The sequence below is a fragment of the Parabacteroides bouchesdurhonensis genome, from assembly GCF_900186615.1.
Classification (GTDB): Bacteria; Bacteroidota; Bacteroidia; order Bacteroidales; family Tannerellaceae; genus Parabacteroides; species Parabacteroides bouchesdurhonensis.
Window position 1 is genome coordinate 1,325,985 of record NZ_LT896588.1, and the last position, 25,761, is coordinate 1,351,745.

Annotated in this window: 23 protein-coding genes; 11 read left to right on the forward strand and 12 right to left on the reverse strand. The window is 39.5% G+C overall.

Annotated elements, in window-relative coordinates; genetic code table 11:
- Nucleotides 1-83: 83 nt before the first annotated feature.
- The gene (locus C1721_RS05765; RefSeq protein ID WP_102407516.1) at nucleotides 84-1,058 is read left to right on the forward strand and encodes a polyprenyl synthetase family protein; all 975 of its coding nucleotides are present in this window, start codon (nucleotides 84-86) and stop codon (nucleotides 1,056-1,058) included.
- Between the two features lie 86 nt (nucleotides 1,059-1,144).
- On the opposite strand, the gene deoC is transcribed toward C1721_RS05765, so the two are convergent.
- From deoC to mnmG, 5 genes are all read right to left on the reverse strand, one after another.
- Nucleotides 1,145-2,065: a deoxyribose-phosphate aldolase gene (gene deoC, locus C1721_RS05770; RefSeq protein WP_102407517.1), complete on the reverse strand. Its 921-nt coding sequence runs from the start codon at nucleotides 2,063-2,065 to the stop codon at nucleotides 1,145-1,147.
- Nucleotides 2,066-2,069: 4 nt separating this feature from the next.
- Nucleotides 2,070-2,402: a nucleotide pyrophosphohydrolase gene (locus C1721_RS05775; RefSeq protein WP_102407518.1), complete on the reverse strand. Its 333-nt coding sequence runs from the start codon at nucleotides 2,400-2,402 to the stop codon at nucleotides 2,070-2,072.
- Between the two features lie 2 nt (nucleotides 2,403-2,404).
- Nucleotides 2,405-2,857: a D-aminoacyl-tRNA deacylase gene (dtd, locus tag C1721_RS05780; protein WP_102407519.1), complete on the reverse strand. Its 453-nt coding sequence runs from the start codon at nucleotides 2,855-2,857 to the stop codon at nucleotides 2,405-2,407.
- A 14-nt stretch (nucleotides 2,858-2,871) separates the two neighbouring features.
- Entirely contained in the window at nucleotides 2,872-4,683 is a 1,812-nt protein-coding gene (gene uvrC / locus C1721_RS05785; RefSeq protein ID WP_102407520.1) for an excinuclease ABC subunit UvrC, read from the reverse strand.
- Nucleotides 4,684-4,754: 71 nt separating this feature from the next.
- A complete protein-coding gene (mnmG, locus tag C1721_RS05790) occupies nucleotides 4,755-6,632 on the reverse strand; it encodes a tRNA uridine-5-carboxymethylaminomethyl(34) synthesis enzyme MnmG (RefSeq protein WP_102407521.1) in 1,878 nt (625 codons plus the stop codon).
- A gap of 204 nt (nucleotides 6,633-6,836) precedes the next feature.
- On the opposite strand from mnmG, the gene C1721_RS05795 reads away from it, so the two are divergent.
- Both C1721_RS05795 and C1721_RS05800 read left to right on the forward strand, forming a co-directional pair.
- A complete protein-coding gene (locus C1721_RS05795) occupies nucleotides 6,837-7,508 on the forward strand; it encodes a hypothetical protein (protein WP_102407522.1) in 672 nt (223 codons plus the stop codon).
- Nucleotides 7,509-7,520: 12 nt separating this feature from the next.
- Entirely contained in the window at nucleotides 7,521-7,943 is a 423-nt protein-coding gene (locus C1721_RS05800) for a Riean_0653 family protein (protein ID WP_102407523.1), read from the forward strand.
- 104 nt (nucleotides 7,944-8,047) lie between these two features.
- Here the strand turns inward: C1721_RS05800 and C1721_RS05805 are convergent, their stop codons facing one another.
- Nucleotides 8,048-9,298 (reverse strand): 6-bladed beta-propeller, encoded by a 1,251-nt coding sequence (locus tag C1721_RS05805; protein ID WP_102407524.1) that lies wholly within the window; start codon nucleotides 9,296-9,298, stop codon nucleotides 8,048-8,050.
- A 351-nt stretch (nucleotides 9,299-9,649) separates the two neighbouring features.
- Between C1721_RS05805 and C1721_RS05810 the strand changes: the two genes are divergently transcribed.
- Nucleotides 9,650-10,846, forward strand: a complete 1,197-nt coding sequence (locus C1721_RS05810) for a TlpA family protein disulfide reductase (protein ID WP_102407525.1) — start codon at nucleotides 9,650-9,652, stop codon at nucleotides 10,844-10,846.
- Between the two features lie 40 nt (nucleotides 10,847-10,886).
- Here C1721_RS05810 and ybeY read toward each other — a convergent pair whose 3' ends face one another.
- Both ybeY and C1721_RS05820 read right to left on the reverse strand, forming a co-directional pair.
- Nucleotides 10,887-11,318: an rRNA maturation RNase YbeY gene (gene ybeY / locus C1721_RS05815; RefSeq protein WP_102407526.1), complete on the reverse strand. Its 432-nt coding sequence runs from the start codon at nucleotides 11,316-11,318 to the stop codon at nucleotides 10,887-10,889.
- 46 nt (nucleotides 11,319-11,364) lie between these two features.
- Nucleotides 11,365-12,597: a nucleoside recognition domain-containing protein gene (locus C1721_RS05820; protein ID WP_102407527.1), complete on the reverse strand. Its 1,233-nt coding sequence runs from the start codon at nucleotides 12,595-12,597 to the stop codon at nucleotides 11,365-11,367.
- An 84-nt stretch (nucleotides 12,598-12,681) separates the two neighbouring features.
- Here C1721_RS05820 and C1721_RS05825 point away from each other — a divergent pair, with 84 nt between their 5' ends.
- Genes C1721_RS05825 through C1721_RS05840 form a run of 4 tightly spaced genes read left to right on the forward strand, consistent with a single transcriptional unit; the run spans nucleotide 12,682 to nucleotide 15,687 of the window.
- Nucleotides 12,682-13,644 carry a 2-hydroxyacid dehydrogenase family protein gene (locus C1721_RS05825; protein ID WP_102407528.1) on the forward strand — a complete coding sequence of 321 codons (963 nt, stop codon included), beginning with the start codon at nucleotides 12,682-12,684 and terminating at the stop codon, nucleotides 13,642-13,644.
- Nucleotides 13,641-14,342: a DNA alkylation repair protein gene (locus C1721_RS05830; protein WP_102407529.1), complete on the forward strand. Its 702-nt coding sequence runs from the start codon at nucleotides 13,641-13,643 to the stop codon at nucleotides 14,340-14,342. The genes C1721_RS05825 and C1721_RS05830 overlap by 4 nt, the downstream gene beginning before the upstream one ends.
- Nucleotides 14,343-14,349: 7 nt before the next feature.
- Nucleotides 14,350-15,093 (forward strand): TIGR02757 family protein, encoded by a 744-nt coding sequence (locus C1721_RS05835; protein ID WP_102407530.1) that lies wholly within the window; start codon nucleotides 14,350-14,352, stop codon nucleotides 15,091-15,093.
- Between the two features lie 6 nt (nucleotides 15,094-15,099).
- Nucleotides 15,100-15,687 (forward strand): LOG family protein, encoded by a 588-nt coding sequence (locus C1721_RS05840; protein WP_102407531.1) that lies wholly within the window; start codon nucleotides 15,100-15,102, stop codon nucleotides 15,685-15,687.
- A 9-nt stretch (nucleotides 15,688-15,696) separates the two neighbouring features.
- Here the strand turns inward: C1721_RS05840 and C1721_RS05845 are convergent, their stop codons facing one another.
- From C1721_RS05845 to C1721_RS05855, 3 genes are read right to left on the reverse strand one after another with little or no spacing between them, the layout of a single operon-like run.
- Complete coding sequence (locus C1721_RS05845; protein WP_102407532.1) at nucleotides 15,697-17,193, reverse strand: lipopolysaccharide biosynthesis protein; 1,497 nt, start codon at nucleotides 17,191-17,193, stop codon at nucleotides 15,697-15,699.
- 42 nt (nucleotides 17,194-17,235) lie between these two features.
- A complete protein-coding gene (gene ruvB / locus C1721_RS05850) occupies nucleotides 17,236-18,261 on the reverse strand; it encodes a Holliday junction branch migration DNA helicase RuvB (protein WP_102409260.1) in 1,026 nt (341 codons plus the stop codon).
- Between the two features lie 34 nt (nucleotides 18,262-18,295).
- On the reverse strand, nucleotides 18,296-20,353 hold the full coding sequence (locus C1721_RS05855; protein ID WP_102407533.1) for a sensor histidine kinase: 2,058 nt from the start codon (nucleotides 20,351-20,353) through the stop codon (nucleotides 18,296-18,298).
- A 223-nt stretch (nucleotides 20,354-20,576) separates the two neighbouring features.
- On the opposite strand from C1721_RS05855, the gene C1721_RS05860 reads away from it, so the two are divergent.
- The 3 genes from C1721_RS05860 to C1721_RS05870 are packed head-to-tail and all read left to right on the forward strand — an operon-like array spanning nucleotide 20,577 to nucleotide 25,015.
- Nucleotides 20,577-21,941, forward strand: coding sequence for a TIGR00341 family protein (locus C1721_RS05860; RefSeq protein WP_102407534.1), 1,365 nt, complete (start codon nucleotides 20,577-20,579; stop codon nucleotides 21,939-21,941).
- A 7-nt stretch (nucleotides 21,942-21,948) separates the two neighbouring features.
- The gene (dpp7, locus tag C1721_RS05865) at nucleotides 21,949-24,090 is read left to right on the forward strand and encodes a dipeptidyl-peptidase Dpp7 (protein WP_102409261.1); all 2,142 of its coding nucleotides are present in this window, start codon (nucleotides 21,949-21,951) and stop codon (nucleotides 24,088-24,090) included.
- 34 nt (nucleotides 24,091-24,124) lie between these two features.
- Nucleotides 24,125-25,015, forward strand: a complete 891-nt coding sequence (locus tag C1721_RS05870) for an alkaline phosphatase family protein (RefSeq protein WP_102407535.1) — start codon at nucleotides 24,125-24,127, stop codon at nucleotides 25,013-25,015.
- A 146-nt stretch (nucleotides 25,016-25,161) separates the two neighbouring features.
- On the opposite strand, the gene C1721_RS05875 is transcribed toward C1721_RS05870, so the two are convergent.
- Complete coding sequence (locus tag C1721_RS05875) at nucleotides 25,162-25,707, reverse strand: RNA polymerase sigma-70 factor (RefSeq protein WP_102407536.1); 546 nt, start codon at nucleotides 25,705-25,707, stop codon at nucleotides 25,162-25,164.
- Between the last annotated feature and the right edge of the window lie 54 nt (nucleotides 25,708-25,761).

Below are 25,761 nucleotides of genomic sequence, written 5' to 3' on the forward strand. Positions count from 1 at the left end.
AGTGAGACAAAATCTTTGTAAATGTACGAAAAAACTCGCTTACTCAATAGTTTTTGTTACTTTTGCGAATCTTTGAATAGATTATGGATGATAGAAGGAAAATAGAAGAACCAGTTGCAGTAGAGTTTAGACGCTTTAATGAGGATTTTGCAACTTCGCTTCATAGTAATACTCATTGGTTACAGTCTGCTATTGATGTAATACAAAATTCCACGGGAAAGCATGTTCGTCCTTTGTTGGTACTTCTTACTGCCAAAGCTTGTGGACGGATTTCGGATAATACAATAAACTCGGCTGTTTTACTGGAGCTTTTACATACCGCAACATTAATTCACGATGACGTGATTGATGAAACGAAACAGCGTCGCGGCGTGCCTTCGTTGAATGCTATTTTTGATAACCGTATTTCTGTTTTGGTCGGTGATTATGTGCTTTCCACCGCTTTGATCCGGTCTTTTCAGACTGGGGATCTACGTATTGTCGGAATCATATCTAACTTAGGCCGGGATTTATCCGAAGGAGAGATCAAGCAATTGGAAACTGCGGAGGAAAGTATCCTTGATGAGAATTGTTATCTGCAAGTCATTAAAAAGAAAACAGCTACTTTGCTTTCCGCTTGTACAGAAATCGGCGCTATTTCGGCAGGAGCTTCTACGGACATGATTACCCTTTGCCGGGAGTTTGGCGAGTATCTGGGGTATTGTTTCCAGATTAGGGACGATATATTCGATTATTTTAAAGGAGCTGATATTGGTAAACCAACCGGGAATGATATTCGTGAGGGGAAGGTGACACTGCCTTTATTATATGCTTTGCGGCAGGGGAGGAAAGAAGAAACGGCCCGCTATATGGATATGATTATACGCAAAGATTTCATAGCAGAGAATATAGATTCGCTGATAGAATTTGCGAAGACGAATGGTGGTATTGAATATGCAGAGGCTCGTATGAGGGAATATCATGACAAGGCGATGGAGCTTCTTTTGAAGTTGCCTGAGTCTGATGCCCGTACTTCATTAATCCAATTGGCGGATTATATTATGGCTCGTACTAAATAGAAAATCTGAAGAGATAAATAAAAAAGCATGATAGTGTCGTGTATTTGAACTATCATGCTTTTTTATTTATTTTTGATGCGTTTATTTTATTTACCCAGCCGTTTCTCTATATCACTTACCAAGCTGCTTGCGCCGATGCGGAATAGTTCTTTGTTCAGCCATTCTTCGCCTAAGATTTCTTTTGCAATCGTATAATATTTAACGGCATCCTCGGCGGTACGTACACCTCCTGATATCTTGATGCCTACCTTGTTTCCTGTGATGGAATGGTAGGTTTTGATGGCTTTACACATGGTGTAAGCGGCTTCGATGGTAGCTCCGGGATAACTTTTGCCAGTAGAGGTCTTGATGAAATCCGCGCCGGAATACATGGCCAAAATGGAGGCTCTCTGGATATTTTCAGCACTCACCAGAGCACCGGTTTCAAGTATTACCTTTAAATGTGCGCCACGACAGCTTTCCTTGATTTCTTGCAACTCCTCGGTTAGTTCCTCGAAATTGTCTTCCATGAAATAGCCCAGATTTATTACAACGTCGATCTCATCGGCACCTTGCATTACAGCCATGGCTGTTTCTGCTATCTTTACTTCCATAAAAGTTTGTGAGGAAGGGAATCCGGCAGCTACCGATGCAATCTTTACATTCTGTGCGGTAAGCGCTTGCTTTACGGTTTCCACAAAAAGAGGATATGTACAGATGGCGGCTACATTCGGAACATCTGGACGCGTCCCTTCAAAATCATTGACTGTATCAACCATTTTCCATATACTTTCTTTCGTATCCAGGCTGGTAAGCGAAGTTAGATCTATACAACCATGTATGTTCTTTAATACTTCGGGCGTAAAATTCTCCTGAAAATGTTTCTCTAAAAGGGTATTCACAGTTTCTGTTGTTTGAACATCCGATAAAGCGGGTTCAAATCTATTGAAAGCCTCATGATAGCGGTCTGTTTGTACAGAGCCTGATTCATGCTTATGATCATATTCGCAGTCGCAATGATGTGCCATATTCTTATAGTTTTTGATTGTTTATATGTCGTTCTTTATCTCTGTTCGTTTTCTTTTGGAGATTTTTCTCAAAAGCCGAGGTAATATCCACTCCGGTTTGATTGGCCAGGCAAAGTAATACCCATAGGACATCCGCCATTTCATCGCCTAAATCCCTATGTTTATCGCTTTCCTTAAAGGATTGCTCACCATAGGTGCGAGCCATGATACGTGCTAATTCGCCTACCTCCTCGGTGAGGATGGTCATATTGGTAAGTTCGTTGAAATAGCGAACACCGTAGGTCTTGATCCAGGAATCCACCATCAATTGGGCTTGTTGTAAAGTGATATCAGCCATATTTATTCTTTGTTTTGGGAGTCGATTATAATAGTAACCGGCCCATCGTTTAAAAGTTCAACCTTCATGTCAGCTCCGAATGTCCCCGTCTGTACGGGCTTTCCTAATTGTAGCCCTACCTCCGCACAAAATGCTTCGTACATAGGAATAGCTATCTCCGGTTTGGATGCTTTGAGATAGGAGGGGCGGTTACCCTTTTTTGTAGACGCATGCAGAGTGAATTGACTTACAATCAGGATTTCGCCTGCTGTCTCGATTATAGAGCGGTTCATCACTCCGTTTTCATCGTCAAATATACGCAGGTTGGTAATCTTTTTAGCCAACCATTCGATATCTTCCTGTGTATCTTTGTCTTCTACCCCTACTAATACTAACAGCCCTTTCTTTATTTTTGATTTGACTTGTCCGTCTATTGTGACAGATGCGTGTTGAACACGTTGTATAACTGTTCTCATTTCTTTTATATCGTTTATTTGTTCAATCCTTCTTGCAATACTTTTGCCTTTGTTTCCCCAATTACCGATTTCAAGTCTTCAAAGCTGGCTTCACGGATTCGCTTTACGCTTTTATATTGACGTAAAAGTAATACTTTTGTCTTTTCTCCGATGCCTTTAATCGTATCTAATTCCGATTTTGTTTGTGTTTTGCTTCGCTTATCTTTATGGAAAGTAATGGCAAAACGGTGTACCTCATCTTGCATACGGGTGAGCAAATGGAATAATGGACTATTCAGTTGCATGCCGATTGTTTCGGGAGGAAAGCCATATAGTAACTCGGCTGTACGGTGTTTCCCGTCTTTTGCCAACCCTGCGATAGGAATAGAGAGGTTTAATTCGTCTTCTATAACAGAACGCACAACTTCCATCTGTCCTTTTCCTCCATCCGTTATAATAAGATCGGGCAGGGGAGTTTCTTCATTTATAGCCCGCTGATACCGGCGGCGGACTATTTCTTTCATAGATGCGTAATCATCCGGACCTACTACTGTTTTGATAATGTATTTCCGGTAGTCTTTTTTAGATGGCTTCCCCATTTTAAAGACAACACAAGCAGCTACGGCATCGCTTCCCTGTATATTGGAATTGTCAAAACATTCAATATGCGCCGGAAGTTTGGGCAAATGTAAAGCGTCTTGTATCTCTTTTAAAAGTCTTGTATTACGTTGTTCCGGATTTAATTTTTCTGCTTGTTTTAAACGGTCTACCTTGAACTGCTTTACGTTCATTTCCGAAAGTTCCAGAAGTTTCTTTTTATCTCCACGCTGCGGAATAGTAAAAGTTACATTTCCCAGTTCCATGTCTATATTAAACGGAACGATTATTTCGCGTGCAGTGCTTTTAAAGCGGTTACGCATTTCTACAATGCCCAGACTTAGGAGCTCTTCTTTCGATTCGTCCAATCGCTTTTTATATTCAAAAGTATATGCCTGAACGATGGCCCCGTTGCCTATGTGCATGAAATTAATATAAGCGGAGTTTTCGTTTTCGGCTAAAGAGAATACATCTATATTGTGTAACATCGGGGTAACTACAGTAGATTTTGCCCGGTAGTTTTCTATAGCTTCATACTTCTCCTTTATCTTTTGCGCTTCCTCAAACTTCAATTTGCCAGCAAGCGCTTTCATTTCTTCATAAAGATGTTTGCTTATCTGGGATATGTTGCCCCGTAATATCTCTTTTATTTCTGAAATGTTTTGCTGGTATTCTTCCAGACTTTGTAATCCTTCGCATGGCCCTTTGCACCGTTTTATATGGTATTCGAGGCATATCTTGTAACGCCCTTCCCGGATAGATTCCGGTGTGAGAGGGTATTTGCAGGTTCGTATAGGATATAAATCCTTTAGCATTTGCAACATTATTTTCGCAGTGTACACTGACGGGTATGGACCATAATACTGTGAACCGTCCCGGACAATGTTGCGTGTTTGAAAAACGCGTGGAAAATATTCATTCTTTACAACAATGGATGGATAAGTTTTATCATCTTTCAAAAGAACATTGTATCGTGGACGATATTGTTTAATCAAATTGTTTTCCAGTAGAAGGGCATCTTCTTCCGTGTCTACTACAATATATTTAATATCGCGTATTTGTTTAACCAGTACGCGTGTCTTGTTGTTTTCATGTTCTTTGTTGAAATAGGAAGACACACGGCGTTTCAGATTTTTTGCTTTGCCTACATATATAATAGTTCCTTTCTCGTCAAAATATTGGTAGCATCCGGGTTTCTCCGGAATAACTGCGAGAATGGTTTTAATATGTGTATCCTTTTCAACTGTCATAGTTTTACTTCTCTTATTTTTATCTCCTAAACTGTTGTTCTAGAGAAAATGTTTCACGTGGAACACCGTTTTTATCTCCCTGAAAGAACCAACAGAATGTTTATATCGCTAGGAGAAATACCGGGAATACGACTTGCTTGCGCGATTGTATCCGGGTCTATCTTTGTTAATTTCTGACGTGCTTCTGTCGATAAAGACTGAATGGAATTGTAATCAAATTTACCTTTAATACGTATATTTTCCAATCGGTTTATTTTGTCGGCTATGATTTGTTCACGTTTGATGTAACCACTGTATTTTATTAATATTTCTGCCGCTTCAATTATTTCTTCTTTACGTGAAGCTGGAACTTTATCTAATTCGGAACGAAGGGCCGGAACCAGTTCGGCAATATCCTCTAATGTAGTTTGAGGGCGAACGATCAGATCGATCAATTTACAACCATGGGTTAGGGGAGTTGTTCCCAACTTTATTAAACCTTCATTTATATATTGAGGCTTTACTGAGTAATTCTCACAAAACTGAATGATGGCGTTCCGGCTTTCTTTCTTTTCCTTTAGAAGATCGTGCCGATGTTGTGTTGCCAATCCCAGTTTGTATGCTTTTTCTGTAAGACGCATATCTGCATCATCCTGACGGAGCAAGATGCGATATTCGGCACGGGATGTAAACATCCTGTATGGTTCATCTACACCTTTTGTTACTAGATCATCTATCAATACGCCGATATATGCTTCATCTCTTCCTAATACAAATGGGTCGCCTCCATGACAATTGATATGTGCGTTAATGCCGGCAATCAATCCTTGTCCGCCCGCTTCTTCATATCCGGTAGTTCCATTAATTTGTCCGGCAAAAAACAGGTTCTTGATTTGTTTTGTTTCCAGATTGTGATGAAGCTGTGTAGGATCGAAGAAATCGTATTCTATAGCATAGCCCGGCCGGTATATTTGTATGTCACGAAAAGCCGGTATCTGTTGTAAGGCCCGTATTTGTATATCGAGAGGCAGGGAAGAAGAAAAACCATTCAGGTAATATTCCTGCGTTGTTTCACCTTCCGGTTCCAAGAAAAGCTGATGTTGTGTTTTATCCGCAAACGTTACGATCTTTGTTTCTATACTTGGACAATAACGCGGACCGATACTTTGAATTTGTCCATTATATAAAGGAGAGTCGGGGAGACCCTGGCGGAGTATTTCATGACAAGCTTCATTGGTGAACGTTGTCCAGCAACTTAGTTGCTTCAATTGGCGATGTGATGTATCCAGGTATGAAAATTTATGGAAATCGTTTTCTCCTGCCTGTTCTCCCATTTCATCGAAATGAACGCTTCTTCCGTCTATACGTACCGGTGTACCGGTTTTCATCCGGTCTGATTTGATGCCTAAAGAAACGAGTTGTTCGGTAAGCCCTTTAGCCGCAGGTTCAGAAATACGTCCTCCGCGAATTTGGGTATGTCCGATATGTAATAAACCATTCAGGAATGTTCCATTGGTTAGTACAACTGCCCCTGCTTTAAATTCCACATTCATGCCGGTTCGTACGCCACATACACGTCCATCTTCCACGATGATTTCGTGTACCATATCTTGCCAGATAAACAAGTTATCCGTATTTTCCAGAATATTCCTCCAGCAATCGATAAAACGGGCACGGTCACTTTGCGCGCGCGGGCTCCACATGGCAGGGCCTTTGCTACGGTTCAACATGCGGAACTGAATAGCTGTTGTATCCGTAACGATTCCCATCTGTCCACCCAAAGCGTCTATCTCACGAACAATTTGTCCTTTGGCTATTCCTCCTACAGCGGGGTTACAACTCATTTGGGCAATCTTGTTCATATCCATTGTTATCAATAGCGTTTTCGAACCAAGATTGGCAGCAGCAGCAGTAGCTTCACAGCCCGCATGACCGGCACCCACTACTATCACGTCGTAATTGAATGTCATTATTATATTTATCTTTTTTCTTTTGCAAAGATAATCATACTCCGCCTTTTAGTCATCATCCCAAAGGATATTTTGCTTATGCTTTGTTTCGTTAAAGGTTTTGATTGTAAGATGTCAAATTCCTGTTGCAGCTTTTTCTTTCAATGCCGCATCCTATATTTAATGCCTGTTTAGTATTATATTTATGAATAACCTAAATATGTTATGAGAATTTCTAAAAAACGAATTTATCTTTTCTTTGGGCTGTTGATACAAACTGTATCGCTTTTTGCCCAGGATACATCGAAGGGAGAATCCATGCTTTCTATTTATGCGGGCCCTTCTTGGTATGCAGGAAAAATGATCGGGATCACTAACTATTCCGATTCATATCGTAACGGTTTGCGAGATGGAGTTGCATGGAATATGAGTTATTATTACTTGGGTCGGAAGTCTGTTGGAAAAACCTTTAAACTAGCTCCGGGATTTATCTATCAGGGTGGATGTTATAAAAATGCTCATGATGAGGGTTCGGATAAGATGCTAATGAATTATATAGCCCCTCAACTTGCGTTATTTATGGTAAAGCAGAAATATAATTTGTCTTTGTCTACAGGACCGGGTTTTCAGTTTTATAAGGATAAAAGTATTGTATATGATAAACCCCGGAACGTTTCCATGAATAAATTAGCCTATAATATTGCAGTTGCGGGAGAATATCTGTTTTCTCGGCATTGGGGCATATCTGCAAAGATAAACTGGATTGTAACCGGTTCGGAGAGTTATTCGGTGAAATATCATGGACAGTCATGGCAGGTCGAATCGCCTGAATTAAGTGAAGGTGGCGGATGCTTCTCGCAATTATCTTTACTGTTTGGTCTGAATTATCATTTTTAATACGATGGAATAATGAAAAATATACTATTTACTATCCTGCTTTTTCTCTGTATGGCGTGCGAAGAAAACAAATCAGTAGATCCTAGTATCATGCCGGAAATAACGACAATCGGTGAAAATACTTTTGGGTGTCTTGTAGATGGCTGGGTATATGCCAGTGGCAGATGGGGGCTTCCGACAGCTGAATATATCAATCGGGAGGATACCTCCTATGTAAAAATCGTTGCAGAAGTTGGTTTTGAATCATATATACGTTTCACAATCCCTAACCCCAAACCGGGTGAAACGATCTCTTATGTGGATGCATCCTTTGATTATCAATTAGTAGAAGATGGTAAAGCCCATATTCTACGTATGGATAATGGAATCATAAGTGGAACTTTTGAAGGGAAGCGCCTGACGAAGGGGCGTTTTGATTTGAAATATAAGGAATGATGTATCAGGTTCACTTTATCCATTCTTAAGAAGTAACGATTACTTGAATTCCATACTTTCCTTTTGCCGCTGGATTGGGTATGGCTGATATTTTGTTACCTTTTCTATCTGATAAGGAGAATTACCGGATTATCGTCTTCTTTCAGTTGTTTCAGCCATTCCGGTTGTTCAGGCTTAGGCATTTTATTACGGGCTTCTACCAAATCTTCCGTTTGATAGCAAACAATCAGTTCTCCTGTGGTCGATATGTTGTAAATGGAGAAGCCGGGCATATCTTTTTTGTCGTTCTCTATACTGACGGATTTCATGACTTTTGTTTCACCGCTTCGTTTATCATATATCCCACAATAGGGAGGGTTATAATTTCCTTTCAACCAGCTGTCTACATCATACATATTTTTAAACATATTAAAATAGATGATATTCTCTGTTTCCATCAGGCGAGTAATGATATACTTGTCTTCCATGGCATCCTTGTTTTCGTAGCGGCCGAATCCTCCGAAGTTTCCCATTTTGAAAACTACTCGGGGAATTAACCGGTTGAAAGTTTCTACTGTAAAAAGTGTGTCACAAAAGAAATCTTTCATGCGTACTTCTCCGTCATAATACCAATAAGATGCGTTATTTTGCAAGCCATAGGTCCATCTATTATCCTCGAATTGGACAATATAAGACATTCCTCCCAGCATTTCTGCACCGGATAAAGGCATTACAAACTTTGGTTTCCCCGTAGGGATATCGTTTCCCCATCTTAAAGGAAGGGAATCTTGTATCGCTTTGTTGTTTACATCATAAAGATACGAAAGGATACAGGTTTGTTCGGTGGGAATATTCACATATGTATAGATTTTATCACCTAGAAAATAGGGAGCAACGATCATACCTTTGGCGGCTTCTTCCCAGTCGACGGTTTCTAGAAAATGGCCGGTGATATCGTAGCTTTGATATTTTGAAGCAGAGATGCGGACATATACTTTATGGGTTATCGGGTCTGTAGAAAAACTAGTTCCGTTAGTATATTCAGCCGGGCCGTTCCCTATTTGTCCGATTTGCCTGAGGTAGTGTCCGGTCGCTTTATCAAAGACCTTGATTGGTACATTACGGGCACCGATAAGAATATGCCGGTCTGTTACGGCTATTGCTGTAACGGAGGAAATAGCAACGATGGAAGAATCTGTTGTTTCGAGAGGAATATAAGTCTGCTCTTTTCCCAGATCAGCTAGTGTGAAAGGTTTGGGATGCCGTAACGCTTCCTCTACATCAATTATTTTTAACCGGTTGCCGGTATTATTCCTGCTATCATGATTGCAGGCTGTAAGCAGGCAAATACTTAACAGGAATACAAAATTCTTCATGTTTCAATGTGTTTTTCTTTGAAATACAAATATATACAATAAAGCAAAGAAAACCAGTTTGAAGCAAGTCTTAAATATCCCTACTTTTATTTTTTAAGATAGGACTATTTATGGTAAAGTATAGCTATTTTTATTCTTTTGACCTGGCTCAAAATTGATTTTGCCCTAGCTCAAAATTAATTTCGAGCCAGGTCGTAATTGATTTCGACCTAGGTCAAAAGAATAAAAATGCGGGATCTTTTTCCTAAAAGGTGCTGAATTCTGATTTAAAAAGTCGTGATGAGTGTGATAATATGTATCTTTACTGCAATCTATTAAGCTTTGTTTTTGTTAATCTTTAAATCGGGTAAAATGAAAAAAAGATATTCCGTTCATGCTTTTCTGATTGGGTTTGCTGGAATAGTTGCATGCTCTTCTAATCCTTCCGTACCGGAAAATGAATTCTTGATTGAAGGAAAACTTACGAATGTACCGGATAGTTCCATTATCGAACTTCGTATTTCTGACGGACGATTATTGAAGGAGATTGCCAGAGATACTCTAATCAATGGTACGTTTATGTTTCGTGATACAATTGCGACCGGTGTGAGGGAATTATATTTGAGGTCTAGAAGTAAAGGTTTTCCGGGAACTTGGATGAGTGTTTGGGTAGCTCCGGGTGAATATATTAAAGTGAGTGGTACGGATAAATTATTGCAGACGTGGACTATAGAGAGTGATATTCCTGAGCAGAGAGAAGAAAACCTTTTTGTGCAAGCGTCTTTTCCCGAAAAACGAAAAGTCTTGCAATACAGTGCACAAGAATATGATATTATTCATGAGATGTACGGAGAACATGCCGGTGATGAAGAGTTTGAGAAAAACGGTAGGGCGTTGATCGATTCTCTCCGCAAGTTAGAAGAGCCTTTAAAAGATATAATTCAACAGAAAGAGCTTGATTACATGAAGACTGCTCCCGTATCATCTGTTTGGTTGAATAAATATCGATTATACGCATTCTGTTTGCAATGGAATAAAAAGAATCCGTTTATTCCGGAAATAAAAGCTTTATATGCACGAATGTCTGAAGCCGATAAAGAAACGGTAACCGGAAAAGAAATCTCCGAATATATGAATCTGGGCCAAGAAGTGAATATAGGCGATGAAATGGTGGATGGGGACTTATATGATCCGGAGGGCAATATTCGCCATCTATCCGAGTTTAAAGGCAGATATATTCTACTCGATTTTTGGAGCATGGGATGCGGGCCGTGCATTCAATCTATCCCTGAAATGGAAGAAATCTCCGAGATGTATAAAGACAAACTATCTGTGGTCAGTATCAATGGGGATAGTAAAGAGGATTGGATAAAATTTATAGCAGACAGGAAAATGACCGGCAACCAGTGGAACGAGTTACTGAAAGGGCGTACAGGGCTGATGGCTCGTTATCAAGTGATAGGTATTCCGCATTATGTGTTGATTTCACCGGAAGGAATAGTGGCTCAGATGTGGAGCGGATATGCTCCCGGTTCTTTAAAAGGGAAGTTGAAAGAAGCAGTGAAATAACTTATCGTCTCCGGCTTAACTATCATGCTTTTTACCGGGATTAACTTTCCCGGCATTCTTCCGGAAGGATTGCCAGTGCTTTGTTTTCGTTTGCTTCCATGATTTCACGTTCACCCGGACCTTTGTCGTTGATGCCGCACAGATGGAGAATTCCGTGGATAATGGTGCGATGAAGTTCCTCCTTATAGCTGGTGTGGAAGGATTCTGCATTTGTTTTAACGGTGTCGAGACTGATAAACAAATCGCCCGATATACGATTCCCATTTGTATAATCGAACGTAATAATGTCGGTATAGTAATCGTGTTGTAAGAATTGGCGGTTTACTTCCAATATCTTTTCATCGGAACAAAAGATATAACTTATATTTCCTACGGTTTTACCGTATGTTTTCGCTACTTTGTATATCCATTCGCTAACGATTTCCTGCTGGATAGCCGGAAGTTCTATGCTTTCTGCGTAATATGCGATCATTGTTTACTTTTTTGCAAAGGTACGATATTCTTGATATACGTATATCTTATGTAAAGAATAAATAGGCCATTGCAACAGCAGCGATAGCTCCGGCCAGGTCTGCCAACAAGGCACATTGTACGGTGTAACGGGTGTTTCGGATGCCAATGCTTCCGTAATATAATGCCACGACATAAAATGTAGTGTCGCATGAGCCTTGCACGATGGATGACAATCTGCCTACGAAAGAGTCTGCGCCGTATGTATTCATCGCATCCAGCATCATTCCCCTGGCTCCGCTTCCACTGAGCGGCTTCATTAACATGGTGGGTAAAGCTCCTACAAATTCAGTGTCTATACCTAACGCTCCGAATCCTATACGAATACCTTCTATTATAAAGTCCATTGCTCCCGAAGCGCGGAATACTCCGATGCCCACCAATATTGCTACAAGGTAAGGAATAATGGTAATGGCAGTATGGAATCCTTCTTTAGCCCCTTCGATAAAGCTGTCGTATACATTTATCTTTTTACGTATGCCACTAATGATGAATCCGCAGATAATGGTAAATAGTAATGAATTTGCGAATAAGGTGGAATATAAGGAGACTTGTTCCTGGTTGAGGGAATTGAACAGCCAAACCAGTCCTCCTATAAAAACGCCCATTCCTCCGAAGAATAAGAGAAGATTCCTTTGGAAAATATTAATGCGTTGTTTTACGCATACGGCCAATATGGCTATTAATGTAGAAGTAAAAGTAGTTAGCATAATAGGCAGGAATACATCGGAAGGATTAACCGCACCCATTTGCGCCCTGTACATCATGATGGTGATAGGTATCAAGGTTAAACCTGATGCATTGATACATAGGAACATGATCATTGGATTGCTGGCCTCTTCCTTTTCTTTGTTCAGCTCCTGTAATTGCTGCATGGCTTTCAATCCCATGGGGGTTGATGCGTTATCTAATCCTAACAGGTTAGCAGACAGATTCATGAAGATAGATCCTGTTACCGGATGATTTTTCGGAATATCAGGGAATAGTTTGCTGAATACAGGAGAGGCTAGCCGGGCAAAGGATTGAATTACTCCTCCTTTTTCTCCGATTTTCATGATTCCTAGCCATAAAGACAAGATTCCGGTAAGTCCTAACGATATTTCAAATCCGGTCTTGGCAGAAGCGAAAGAAGCGTTTATTATGTCGGTAAAGACTGCCGTATCTCCTATAAAGACCAATTTTCCAAGTGCAACTATAAAGGCTATTAGAAAGAAAGCAATCCAGATATAGTTCAGTACCATAGTTGAAAATGTATTACATTTGACAAAAATACGAATTAATTGCCAATAGATTTGTATTTTTGCTACCTAATAATTCTATATGGTATGAAGAAGATACTGGTTACCTATGACATGTTCCGTGAAGGTTTTACGGAGTTAGAAAGTAAATATGAAGTTACTTTTCCCGATGGACGGGACTTTACCTACGAAGAGGTGTTTGAGATGATACCGGAGTATGACGTACTTTGTTCTATGTTTGATTTTCCGGTGAATAAAGAACTGATCGACCATGCTCCGAACCTAAAAATGGTTGCCAATTATGCGGTTGGATATAATAATATAGATGTGGCTTATGCTCTGGAAAAAGGCATCGTAGTAGCGAATACTCCCGGACCTGTAACGGCACCGACTGCAGATATTGCATTGGGACTTATTCTGGATACGGCACGCCGTATTACTGAGTGCGACCGTAAACTGCGTACGTTGGGTAAAGACATGAAAGTGGGTGTGCTGGAAAATCTGGGAATGCCTATAACCGGACAAACATTAGGTATCGTGGGTATGGGACGTATCGGAAAGGCTTTGGCTAAACGTGCCCGTGCCTGTGGAATGGAGATTATTTATCATAACCGCCGGCAACTCTGTATAGAAGATGAAACAAAGCTGAATGCTACGTATGTCTCTTTTGAAGAACTGCTGGCACAGTCGGATTTTGTTTCGTTGAATGCGCCATATACCCCGGAGACTTATCATATGATCGATGAATCGGCCCTAAAACAAATGAAGCCTACTGCCATACTTATTAATACAGGTCGTGGTCCTTTAGTAGATGAACATGCTTTGGTGAAGGCTTTGCAGGAAGGTGTTATTTATGGTGCCGGACTGGATATGTTTGAGTTTGGCGAATATCCGCTGCCTGAATTGCTCGAGATGGATAACGTGGTGCTTACTCCTCATATCGGAACACAGACAACCGCAACCCGTATAGAGATGGCGCGTGCTGTTTCGGATAATGTAATCGGATTTTTGGAAGGAGACCGTCCTGTGGCACGGGTATTACATCCATGACAGCCGAATTTGTACTGAACGAATTGTTTTCTGTGGCGAATCCGGAGAAAGCGGCATTCTTGCAACGATTCTTTAAGACTGGTCCCAGGCAATATGCCGAAGGAGATGTCTTTTTGGGATTGGTTGTGCCTCTTGTCCGCAGTATTGCGAAGGCAAACAAGCAAACACCTTTACCGGAATTGCAGGTGTTGATAGAAAGCAAATATCATGAAGCACGTCTTTGTTCTTTATTGATTGTAATGGAACAGTTCAAAAAGGCTTCTCCGCCGGAACGGGATTTGCTTTATGACTTTTATCTGAGAAATGCCCGCTATATTAATAACTGGGATCTGGTGGATGTAACCTGTCCCCATATAGTTGGTGCTTACCTGTTGGATAAAGACCGTTCTCGTTTGTATGAACTTGCGGAAAGTGATAATCTTTGGGAGCAGCGGATTGCTATGGTTTCTACCGTTGCTTTTATTCGGAAAGGCCAATTCACCGACACATTGGCATTGGCAGAACGATTAATGACACATAAACATGATTTAATGCATAAGGCTGTGGGATGGATGCTACGTGAAGTGGGTAAGAAAGACCGGAACATATTAACTGATTTTTTGGAAGAATATGCCACCCGTTTGCCTCGTACAGCTCTGCGTTACGCGATTGAGCATTATCCGGAAGACCAGCGGCAATATTTTTTGAAGAAGAAATAATTAACGAATGGATGAACAAATAAGGAGGCAACTTCGTCGGTGGGCAGAACAATATAATACGAAATCTTTTATAAAAGATGATCCGGTGCAGTTTCCGCACAGGTATAAGATGAAGCAGGATGTTGAAATATCTGCATTTCTTACTGCTTGGATTTCATATGGCCGTCGTCCGAATATATTGAAGAAAGCGGAAGAACTTCATCAAATTATGGGAGCCAGCCCCTATAATTGGTTGATGAATAATGGCATAAACTCCTTTTCATCGTACAAAACAAAAGATCCAAGTATTCGTGATACCTTTTATCGCTTCTATACTTATTCCGATCTGGAAAGTCTTTGTGTACGGTTAAAAGAGATTTATCAGATACATGAATCATTGGAAGATGCTTTAGCTACTGTTCCATATTCCGAACCAATTCGGAAAATGCAGGAATTGTTTTCCGGCATAAATGGCATTCCTGTGGTGAACGGTAATTCGGCATGTAAACGATTAGCTATGTTTTTGCGATGGATGGTTCGTCAGGATGAAATCGTCGATTTTGGAATATGGAAGTCGGTTGTTAAACCTTGCCAATTACTTATTCCTTTAGATACACATGTTTATCAGATTTCAATGGAACTGGGATTAACATCTCAGAAGACAGCGTCTATGAAAGCCGCTCGTGAAATAACGGAAGCGCTGGATAAGGTCTTTCCCGGTGATCCGTGTTTAGGTGATTTTGCTTTGTTTGGATATGATATTAATAAATAAATTGCGATGAATACACTATCTTCTGTATGCGTATATTGCGCATCAAGTACAAAAATAGAAACTGTCTATTTCGAGGCGGCTAAACAATTAGGGACTTTATTGGGTAAACGAAAACTTCGGATCGTTAACGGTGCCGGTTCTATCGGGCTAATGCGTGCTGTTTCGGATGCTACTCTGGAAGCAGGCGGTACAGTAACCGGGGTGATTCCTCGTTTTATGGTGGAGCAAAATTGGCATTATTCCGAATTAACGGAGTTGATAGAAGTAGAAACCATGCACGAACGGAAGCAGAAGATGGCCGATTTGTCTGATGCGGTGATTGCTCTTCCCGGTGGTTGCGGCACTTTGGAGGAGTTATTGGAAATAATAACATGGAAACAACTTGGGCTGTATTTGAATCCGATCGTAATCCTGAACACGAACCATTATTTTGATCCTTTACTGGAAATGCTTCAACGATGTGTGGACGAACATTTCATGCGTCCGCAGCATACTGCTATGTGGACTGTTGCCGAAACATCGGAAGCTGCGGTAGACTTAATTTATTCTATGCCTAAATGGGATAAAAACACACGTAAATTTGCTGCCATATAACGGATATCTTTATCTAAAGTATTTCCCTATATACGGAAGTTCTCTCAGTGGCAAATCCCTTCTTACGGTGAATGCGATAAAAATGAGCAATAATATACTGCGATAAACTAGTCGTATGATTTCCGAATCTATTTTTGGGAGCATTCCTGCTAAATAGAGTATGGCTGCTATACTTGCATATATGAATGCGGACTTCAAATCATATTGTATCGGGAATTTCTTTTGTCCGACAAAGTAAGATAACAGCATCATTAACAGGTTACAGCAGAATGAAGCCCATGCACAAGCCATGTATCCGTATGTAGGACCGAAAAATAAAATAATAGATACGGTTATTACGCAGCCGGTTGTTGAGAAATAAGCTCCCCATTGTGTCTGATCTATTAGTTTATACCAGAATGATAGATTAAAATAGATTCCGAAAAACAATTCTCCTAACATAACTATAGGAACGACACGTAATCCGGGATAGTAGCTTTGATCTACAAAGTATTTGAAAATATCGATGTAAAACATTACAAACAAAAAGATAAAGAGAGTGAAGATGATAAAATATTTCATCGCTTCGGAGTAAGCTTTTTTGCTCCCTTCTTCTTTGTTCTTAGCAAAAATAAACGGTTCATACGCATAACGGAATGCTTGAGTAAACATCACCATTACCAAGGCTATCTTGAAACAAGCTCCGTAGATGCCTAGTTGTTCGTTGGCATATACCTTATCTTCAAAAAGAAATGGAAATAATATTTTATCGGCTGTTTGGTTAAATATTCCGGCAATCCCCAAAATTAAAATAGGAAAAGAATAACGTAGCATCTTGCTCCATACTTTCAGATTCGGTTTTTCTCGTAATCCGGGCATCATATCCGGTACTAGTAATATGAATGTGATGGCTGTCGTGATTACGTTGGAAATAAATATATATCCTACACTGTAATCGGGACGGAAAAACCAATCTACCGTTTCCGGATGATGTTGTTGCAGCCATGGGCAGGCAATCAGGAAGAAAATGTTCAGGGCAATATTGAGGAAGATATTGAGCAGTTTGATAAATGCAAAACGTATGGCTCTACCTTTATACCGGAGATAAGCAAACGGAATACAGCAGAAAGCGTCTATAGCAACGGTAATGCCCATCATTAAGATATATTCGGAACGATGGGCGTAGCCTAAAGATTGGCTGATTATTCCATGAAAAGGAAATAGTAATAGTATGAAAGCAAGCGAAGAAATCCCGAGGCTGAATAATGCGGTTGAATAAATCCTCATCGGTTGTTGTTCTTCTTTTTTATTGATGAAACGGAAAAATCCTGTTTCCATCCCATAGGTCAATAATACAAGTAATAAGGCTATCCATCCGTAGATATTGGTTACAATTCCAAAATCGGCTGTACTTGCCAATACACGTGTGTACATTGGAACCAACATCCAGTTAAGGAAACGGCCTAAAATACTACTAACCCCATATACGGCAGTCTCTTTAGCCAGCCGTTTCATTCCTTGCGCCATATTGTTTGGGTTTAAGCCGTTGTCGCGGCTGTTTTTTATTATTTATTCAAAAAGGAAACCTTGTTCGCTTCCTCTGTTCCGTCCAAGATGGGTGTAAGCTAAATCTGTTACTTCACGACCACGAGGAGTACGTTTTATAAATCCTTCTTTAATAAGGAAAGGCTCATAAACTTCTTCCAGTGTGCCGGGATCTTCGCCTAAAGCAGTAGCAATTGTTGTAAGTCCTACCGGACCGCCATTAAACTTGTCTATAATCGTCGTAAGTAATTTATTATCTATTTGGTCAAGCCCATATCGGTCTATATTCAAAGCTTCCAAAGCAAAACAGGCGATAGCCTTATCTATTTTACCAGAACCTTTTACTTGTGCAAAGTCACGGACGCGCCGGAGTAACGCATTAGCAATACGAGGTGTTCCGCGGCTACGTGAAGCGATCTCACGAGCAGCATTTAATTCACATTTTACATTTAATATATCCGCACTGCGCAAAACAATCTTTGTCAGCGTGTCCATATCGTAGTATTCAAGATGCATATTAATTCCGAAACGGGCGCGGAGAGGGCTTGTCAATAAACCGCTTCGTGTTGTTGCTCCAACTAAAGTAAACGGGCATAAATCTATTTGGATTGAACGTGCGCTCGGGCCTTTATCTATCATGATGTCTATCCGGTAATCTTCCATTGCCGAATAAAGATATTCTTCAACAATCGGGCTTAACCGATGGATTTCATCGATAAATAATACATCATCTTTTTCCAGAGAAGTTAATACGCCTGCCAAATCTCCGGGTTTGTCAAGAACAGGGCCGGAAGTTACTTTGAAACCTACACCTAATTCGTTTGCAATAATATTGGACAATGTTGTTTTTCCCAGTCCGGGAGGGCCGTGTAATAAAACATGGTCTAAGGCTTCTTTCCGCATCTTTGCGGCCATTACAAACACTTTTAAATTTTCGACAACCTTTGCCTGTCCGCTAAAGTCATGAAATGATAAGGGACGAAGTGCATTTTCATACTCTCGTTCATTATCTGGTATCCTCGCATCCCGTATGTCGAAATTATCTTCCATATCTATTTCCATCTTGATATGCAAAGGTAATAATTTATTCGCATATAGGTAAGATAAGAATGAAACGTGCTCCTTTTGTATAATCTGAGTCTACATGAATATCTCCATTCAGTCTTTGGGCAATCATACGGCAAAGATAAAGTCCAAGACCTGAACCGGGAACAAAATCATCCCCTTTTGTGAACCGTTCGAATATCCATTCTTGTTTGTCAGGGGCAATACCGCAACCCGTATCTGTCACGCTGATTATTGCAGTATGATTATCGTGATTTAATTGATATGCTAAAGTAATGCGTCCTTCCTTTGTAAACTTATTTGCGTTGTTCAAAAGATGCGCGATAAGTACGCTTAAATAAGTTGGATTGGTTAAAATTGTATCGTTTTCTTTTGAACCTTCCAATATATATTCTATCCCAACTTTTTCCTGAAGTTTTTTCAAATTCTCCATTTCCTGAAAGCAAAGAGCATGAAGTTGTATAGATTCCAATTCTATTTGATCTTTGCTACTATCCAGTTGGGCAATCTCCAATACATTGTTCATCATCACTGTTAGATTATGGCAATTTTGGTAGATGATTTTACTGAAAGCTTTTTTCTCGTTACTATCAGTATCTTCATTCGCGATTAATTCGGAAAAACCGTTAATAGCATTCAATGGTGTACGAACTTCATGACACATGTTCTTAATAAATGCGTTCTTCATCCTTTCACTTTCCTGCGCCTTTTCACTTGCAATTATTACCTGTTCATTTGATTCTTGTAATTTCTTATATAAAGATTTCATTTTTCCTAAACGGAAAGAAATATATATAGTAATACTGAGTGCAAAAAGAAATAGAGCTAATAATGAGTATCCGATGGATTTACTTTTTTCCAGTTTTAATTCTAATTCTTTTTTCTCTATTAGCAATTTGTTAACCTCTTTCTGTATCTCAAGGTTATCCAGTTTTTTCGCTAATTGTTGTTGGTGAAGGGTATCTAATAGAACTGTATAATCTTTATAGCAATTATATGCTTCTTTATACATTTTCAGACTGTCGTAAGCTGAGATCTTTTTTTCAACATAATCTATAATATTATCTTCGTAATGAGCTTTTTTAAGGAATGCTATCATTGAATCACAATAATCAATGTGTTTTTTATAGTTGCCAATTGTTTGATAGTAATTAGCAGAGGTATAATACAGCTCATAATCCGCTGTTACGTTCGCCTCTTCGGGATATTTTTGAAGGATGGAAAGGAACTTATGATAATAACCCGTTGCCATATCTTTCCCTATATATTGTGAACCGTTTGCCAAGCTACTGTAGGCATTGAGCAAATGCCGTTTATTTACGGCATACGGTCTTTTCTTCATTTCCTTTGTTTTTGCATAATCTTGAAGAATTGTCAGATATTGAATGGCATATTTGGTCCGTTGTTCTAAATCGAGAGAGAAGTTACATAATATATAGTATGAATTCGGTTGAAGATGGTATGAATAACGTAAAGGACGTTTTGCCGCAGCATTGATTACGTTAATAAAATAATCTGACACTTGTTTCAAGTCTTCTTTTGGAAAGTCTGTTAACACATTATTAGCAAGAGATATTCCTAAAATATAATTAGCAGACATTTTCTCATAGGGCGAAAGTTTCTGGTTTGATTCCAGTTTTAGTAAATTTTCTTTGATTAGCTGCTTCTGTTCTTCTCCTTGCGTATAATAAATAATTCTTGTATCCTGGATTGTTCTTATGAAATTAACCAAACTTTCTTTGGCTTCTCCCGTCAGTTCTTTATTTGTTATATCTAAGTAGTAATCTGTAGAATCTTTTATGTCCCGGTTAACATAGTAACGCATTAACTCTGTTAAAGCAGCTTCTTTGTAATATTGTTCGTTGGCTCTGGTCGCTTCGTCAAGTAACTGTTTTGCATAATAAACAATCTTTTCTTGTCGGGATAGATCCATAAGGTTTGTCAAAATCTCAAGTCTGGCTTGTTCTTCCGTTGTGTTATTTAAAGATTCCTGGAGTGAATCTTTAATAGATGTAGGTGTATTCCCACGAACAGTAGCACAGCATAATAAGCATAGAAATAAAAGGTATTTCTTCATTTTAAACTTGCCTTATTTCATAAATCTATTTAATATTTTTTCCTTCTTGTGTTTCACTGATTGTACTCATTACTTAAAAAGCATTGAAAGTTATAGTGAATCAAGGTTCTGCAAATGTATCATTTTTCATAACAACTGCAAACAAATACTTTTAATCTTCTGCTATTATATATTCTATTTTTATCTTTGTAGTCTTATATGTAAAAATATTAAATAAGGGAGGATGGCGAAGAGTTTGTTATATGAACATATTCGGCTTTTTTTTGTTCGGAACTTTGATGTCCGGCAGGAAAAAGAAAACGAACAAGAGACAATAGAATCCATACGTAAAGGCGTAGAATTCCGTGGTACTAATTTGTGGGTACTTATCTTTGCTACATTTGTGGCTTCATTAGGGTTGAATACTAATTCTACGGCTGTTATTATCGGCGCGATGCTTATTTCTCCTCTTATGGGGCCTATTATGGGGTTTGGACTGGGACTTGGCATTTTTGATTTTGAACTAATCAAACGCTCTTTCCGTAATTTTGCTACTGCAACGGTATTTAGTGTTATTACATCTACTCTCTATTTTCTTATCTCTCCTATCAGTGAAGCACAAAGTGAGTTATTGGCACGTACGCAACCTACAGTCTATGATGTTTTAATTGCCTTTTTCGGTGGATTGGCGGGAATAGTGGCCAGCTCTACTAAGAGTAAAGGAAATGTGATTCCCGGAGTTGCCATTGCAACGGCTTTGATGCCTCCGCTTTGTACGGCCGGCTTTGGGTTAGCTAGTGGTAACTTGTATTATTTCTTCGGAGCTTTCTATCTCTTTTTCATTAATACGGTATTTATAAGTTTAGCTACTTACCTTGTGGTTCGTTTGCTCAAATATCCCAAAAAGGTATTCTTGAATAAGCAACGGGAGAAAACAGTTACCCGTTATGTTGGCATAATTGTGTTTTTTACGATTGTGCCGAGCTTATTCCTTAGCTATAACCTTATTCGTAAAAGCTATTTTAATGACCGTGTTCGTACTTTTGTATCCGAAGAACTTACTTTCCCTAATACGCAAATATTAAGTAAAACGATAACCGATACGAGTGAAAAACGGGAAGTAAAAGTCGTATTAATCGGAGAAACAGTGCCTGAGACAATGATTGATAATGCCCGCTCTAAAATGCCTAAATACGGTCTTCATGATGTGCATTTAGCCGTTCAGCAAGGTTTTGGGCAAGAAGCAACCGATATTAATGAATTAAAAAGCCTTCTTATGAAGGATCTTTATAAAAACAGTGAAGAGGTATTGCGTGCTCAGTCTATCCAGATAGATTCGCTTAAGCATAAATTGGAAAAATACTATACTGCTTCGCGAATTACCGAAACTATTATGCCGGAACTGAAAGTGTTGTTCCCCTTTGTAGAGGAAGCTTCATGTTCTCAGACCTATATTATGAAAACGGCTGATGCGGAATCAGACACAATATTGCTTGTATATCTTAAATGTAAAGATCATGCGAAGGTTACTGCGAATGATAAACAAAAAATAAATGAATGGCTTTCTGCCCGTGTTAAAATGAACAATATTAAACTATTAATTGAATAAAAAAGGAATGAATTTAAAAAAGAGAGTGTGTACATTGCTTTTACTGCTTGTGGCAGCCGGACAAATGTATGCAGATGAAGGAATGTGGGTGTTGAAGGAGTTGAACAAGCAGAACCTTGCCCGAATGAAAGAGCTAGGTTTTAATTCGCCATATCAACAAGTATATAGTGAAACTGATCCTTGCGTTGCCAATGCGGTTGTTATTTTTGGTGGCGGATGTACAGGTATCACCGTATCAGAAAAGGGGCTTGTTTTTACCAATCACCATTGTGGTTTCAGTGCTATTCAGCAATTAAGCAGTATAGAACACGACTATTTGAAAGATGGTTTTGTGTCTCAGACTTTATCTGAAGAGCTACCGGTTCCCGGTTTGTCTGTCCGTTACTTAAAGGAGACTGTAGATGTAAGTGAACGTATTAATAGTGAAATCGCTTATATAGACGATGAATATAAACGTTTATCTGCTGCCGATTCCATTGGAAAAGTTCTTGCTGATTCCATCGGTAATAATGCCTTGCTTTCTGCTGATGTTATTCCGTTTTATAACAATAATAAGTATTTCCTTATCGTGTATGATGTATTTCGCGATGTCCGTATGGTATTTGCTCCTCCCAGTTCTATCGGTAAATTCGGCGGAGATACGGACAACTGGATGTGGCCTCGCCATACGGGAGATTTCTCTATTTTCCGTGTTTATGCTGATCAGGACAATAAACCTGCCGAATATAGCGCAAACAATAAACCGTACCAACCTAAGTACGTTGCTGAGGTTTCTATGCAAGGGTATGATGAGAAGGATTATGCCATGACTATCGGCTTTCCCGGAAGCACCGACCGTTATTTATGTTCATGGGGCGTACAACAACGTATCGAGAATTCAAACAAACCCCGTATTGAAGTACGAGGTATCAAGCAGGCAATCTGGAAAGACGCGATGCTTGCCAACGACGAAGTACGCATCAAATATGCCTCTAAGTATGCCGGAAGTTCTAATTATTGGAAGAACTCCATCGGAATGAACCGTGGTTTGGCGAACTTAAATGTTATAGAGCGTAAACAGCAGGAAGAAGCCGATTTTGCTGATTGGGTTTCTAAAGATCCGGCACGTCAGGAAAAATATGGTAATGTTCTTCAATTACTGGAAAAAGGTTATACTTCAAATAACGAATACATACAGGTTGCTACTTATTTGTCGGAAGCTTTTAACGGAGGGGCGGAAATTGTCCGTTTGGCCCGTATGGTTCAATCTGTAGATGTTGATGGCTCTACTGATGCAGAAAAAGACGAATTCATCGAAGATCGCATCACTCCTTTTTTCAAAGATTATGATGCTTCGCTCGACCAGAAAGTATTGGCAGCTATGATGAAAGTGGTAAAAGAACGTGTCCCGGAAAACTTTCTTCCTGATATCTATAAATCAGTAGATAAAAAATATAAAGGTAATTATGAACGGTATGCTGCCGATCTGTTTAAGAAGACAAAACTACTTTCTGAGGATAATATTCGAACATTTATTAAAGACCGTAAAGAATATGCTAAATTCAAGAAAGATCCTGCTTCTCAATTAAGCCTTTCTGTTCTCATTTCGCTTTTCGAGTTGCAACAGCTAATGAGTGATGCCCAATATGATATTGCTAAAGGTGAACGGCTTTATTTCTCCGGACTTAAAGAGATGCGCCCGAATGAAGCTCTTTCTTCGGATGCTAATTTCACAATGCGCCTTAGCTACGGTTCCATCGGTGGTTATCAACCTTATGATGCTGCCTGGTATAATTTCTTTACTACCGACAAAGGTATATTGGAGAAAGAAGATCCGACCAGTGATGAATTTTGGGTTCAAGATGATTTTCTTGACTTGATACGTAATAAAGATTTTGGCCATTATGCTAATAAGGATGGAGAACTACAGCTTTGTTTCCTTACTAATAACGACATCACCGGAGGAAACTCTGGTAGTCCTATCTTTGATAAGAATGCCCGTTTGATAGGGTTGGCGTTCGATGGAAACTGGGAAGCTATGAGTGGCGACATCGCTTTCGAACCGGATTTGCAACGTTGTATAGGTGTAGATATCCGCTATGTCCTCTTTGTTGTTGACAAATACGGCAAATGCCAGCGTATTATTGATGAGTTGAAGTTGGTGAAATAAGACGACTTTTATATAACCTTTAAATAAATATGATATGAAGAAACTTGTATGTATTATGACTGCCCTTGCGTTGTGTTTTGCAGGCTGTACGTTTACAAAAGACAATGGAGCAAAGCATGTCATCCTTATCGGACTTGACGGCTGGGGCGCTTACAGTGTAGAGAAAGCTGATATGCCGAATGTGAAAACTCTTATGAAAGACGGTAGTTACACGTTGAAAAAACGTTCCGTATTACCGTCTTCAAGTGCAGTAAACTGGGCATCTATGTTTATGGGAGCTGGTCCGGAGTTACACGGATATACCGAATGGGGATCGAAAGTTCCGGAATTACCTTCACGGGTAACAGATGAAGATGGAATTTTCCCTACTGTATTTGGCCTGTACCATCGGGCAGATCCAAATGCTGAGATAGGATGTATCTGCGAATGGGACGGCATACGTTATGTTGTGGATACGTTGGCTCTGAACTACGACAAACATGTATCCGAAGCTTCGGAAGAGCCTGCCGCTACAGCGCGTTATGCCATTGACTATATTAAGAAGTCAAAACCGAACCTGTTGGCTGTTATTTTCGACGAACCGGATCATGTAGGACATGAAATCGGACATGACACCCCTGCTTACTATACAAAACTGCATGAATTGGACGGTTATATCGGGCAGATATTGCAAGCTGTGAAAGAGGCAGGTATCTGGGATGATACTGTTATAATAATAACAGCCGATCATGGCGGAATAGAAAATGGTCATGGCGGCAAAACTATGATGGAAATGGAAACTCCGTTTATTATTGCAGGTAAAGGCATCCAAAAGGGGCAGGTAATAACAAACAGTATGATGCAGTTTGATATAGCTTCTACGATTGCCGACCTATTAGGTTTGCAACAACCTCAAGTATGGATTGGCAGAAGCGTTATACGTTAAGTTAGGCGTAATATAAAGAGTTTCCCCGTTTGTGCCTGTATTAACCTTATCACAAATACGATAAGGCTAATACAGGCACAAATACGTTTAATAATATGGTGAAGTTCTCGTTATTATGTAGTTTGTTGCTTAGAGCTTCCGGATGCTTAATTAATAAAGAATAATAAAAAAGGCAAGTAGTCTTTTAGAGCAATCCGAAGCACTTTCAATGATTTTGTTATATGATATTCTACTCCTTTTACCGTAATATTAGTTATTTCGGCAATCTCTTTCACTGATTTATTCTCAAAACGGCTTAAATAAAAGATCTGGCGGGTTTGCTCCGGTAAAGAGTGAAGCGTCTTGTTTATGATCTGGCGTATCTCTTTGGAGAAAATATCGGAAGGATTACACGCTTCCAATGTGGATATACGTGTATTCATTTCACGGATATTTATGTCTGCAATGTTCCCTATCGCTGTCAGATGTATTGCTTGATGACGAAGGTAGTCTAAAGATTTATGTTTAAGAATAGTCAAAAGCAGGGCGTCGGATGCTTCTGTATCTTCTTGCGAGGTAACTCTCCAGTACTTTACCAACGACTCGGCTACAATATCTTCTGCTACCAAATCATCGTGAACATACGACTTGGCAAAGAGGAATGAGCGCTTGTAATTCCGCTTATAGAGGTTCTCGAAGTCCTTGTTTTCCACGTTAATACTATATGTTTTATTTTGTAAAGATAAAAATAAATATTTGTAATGCAA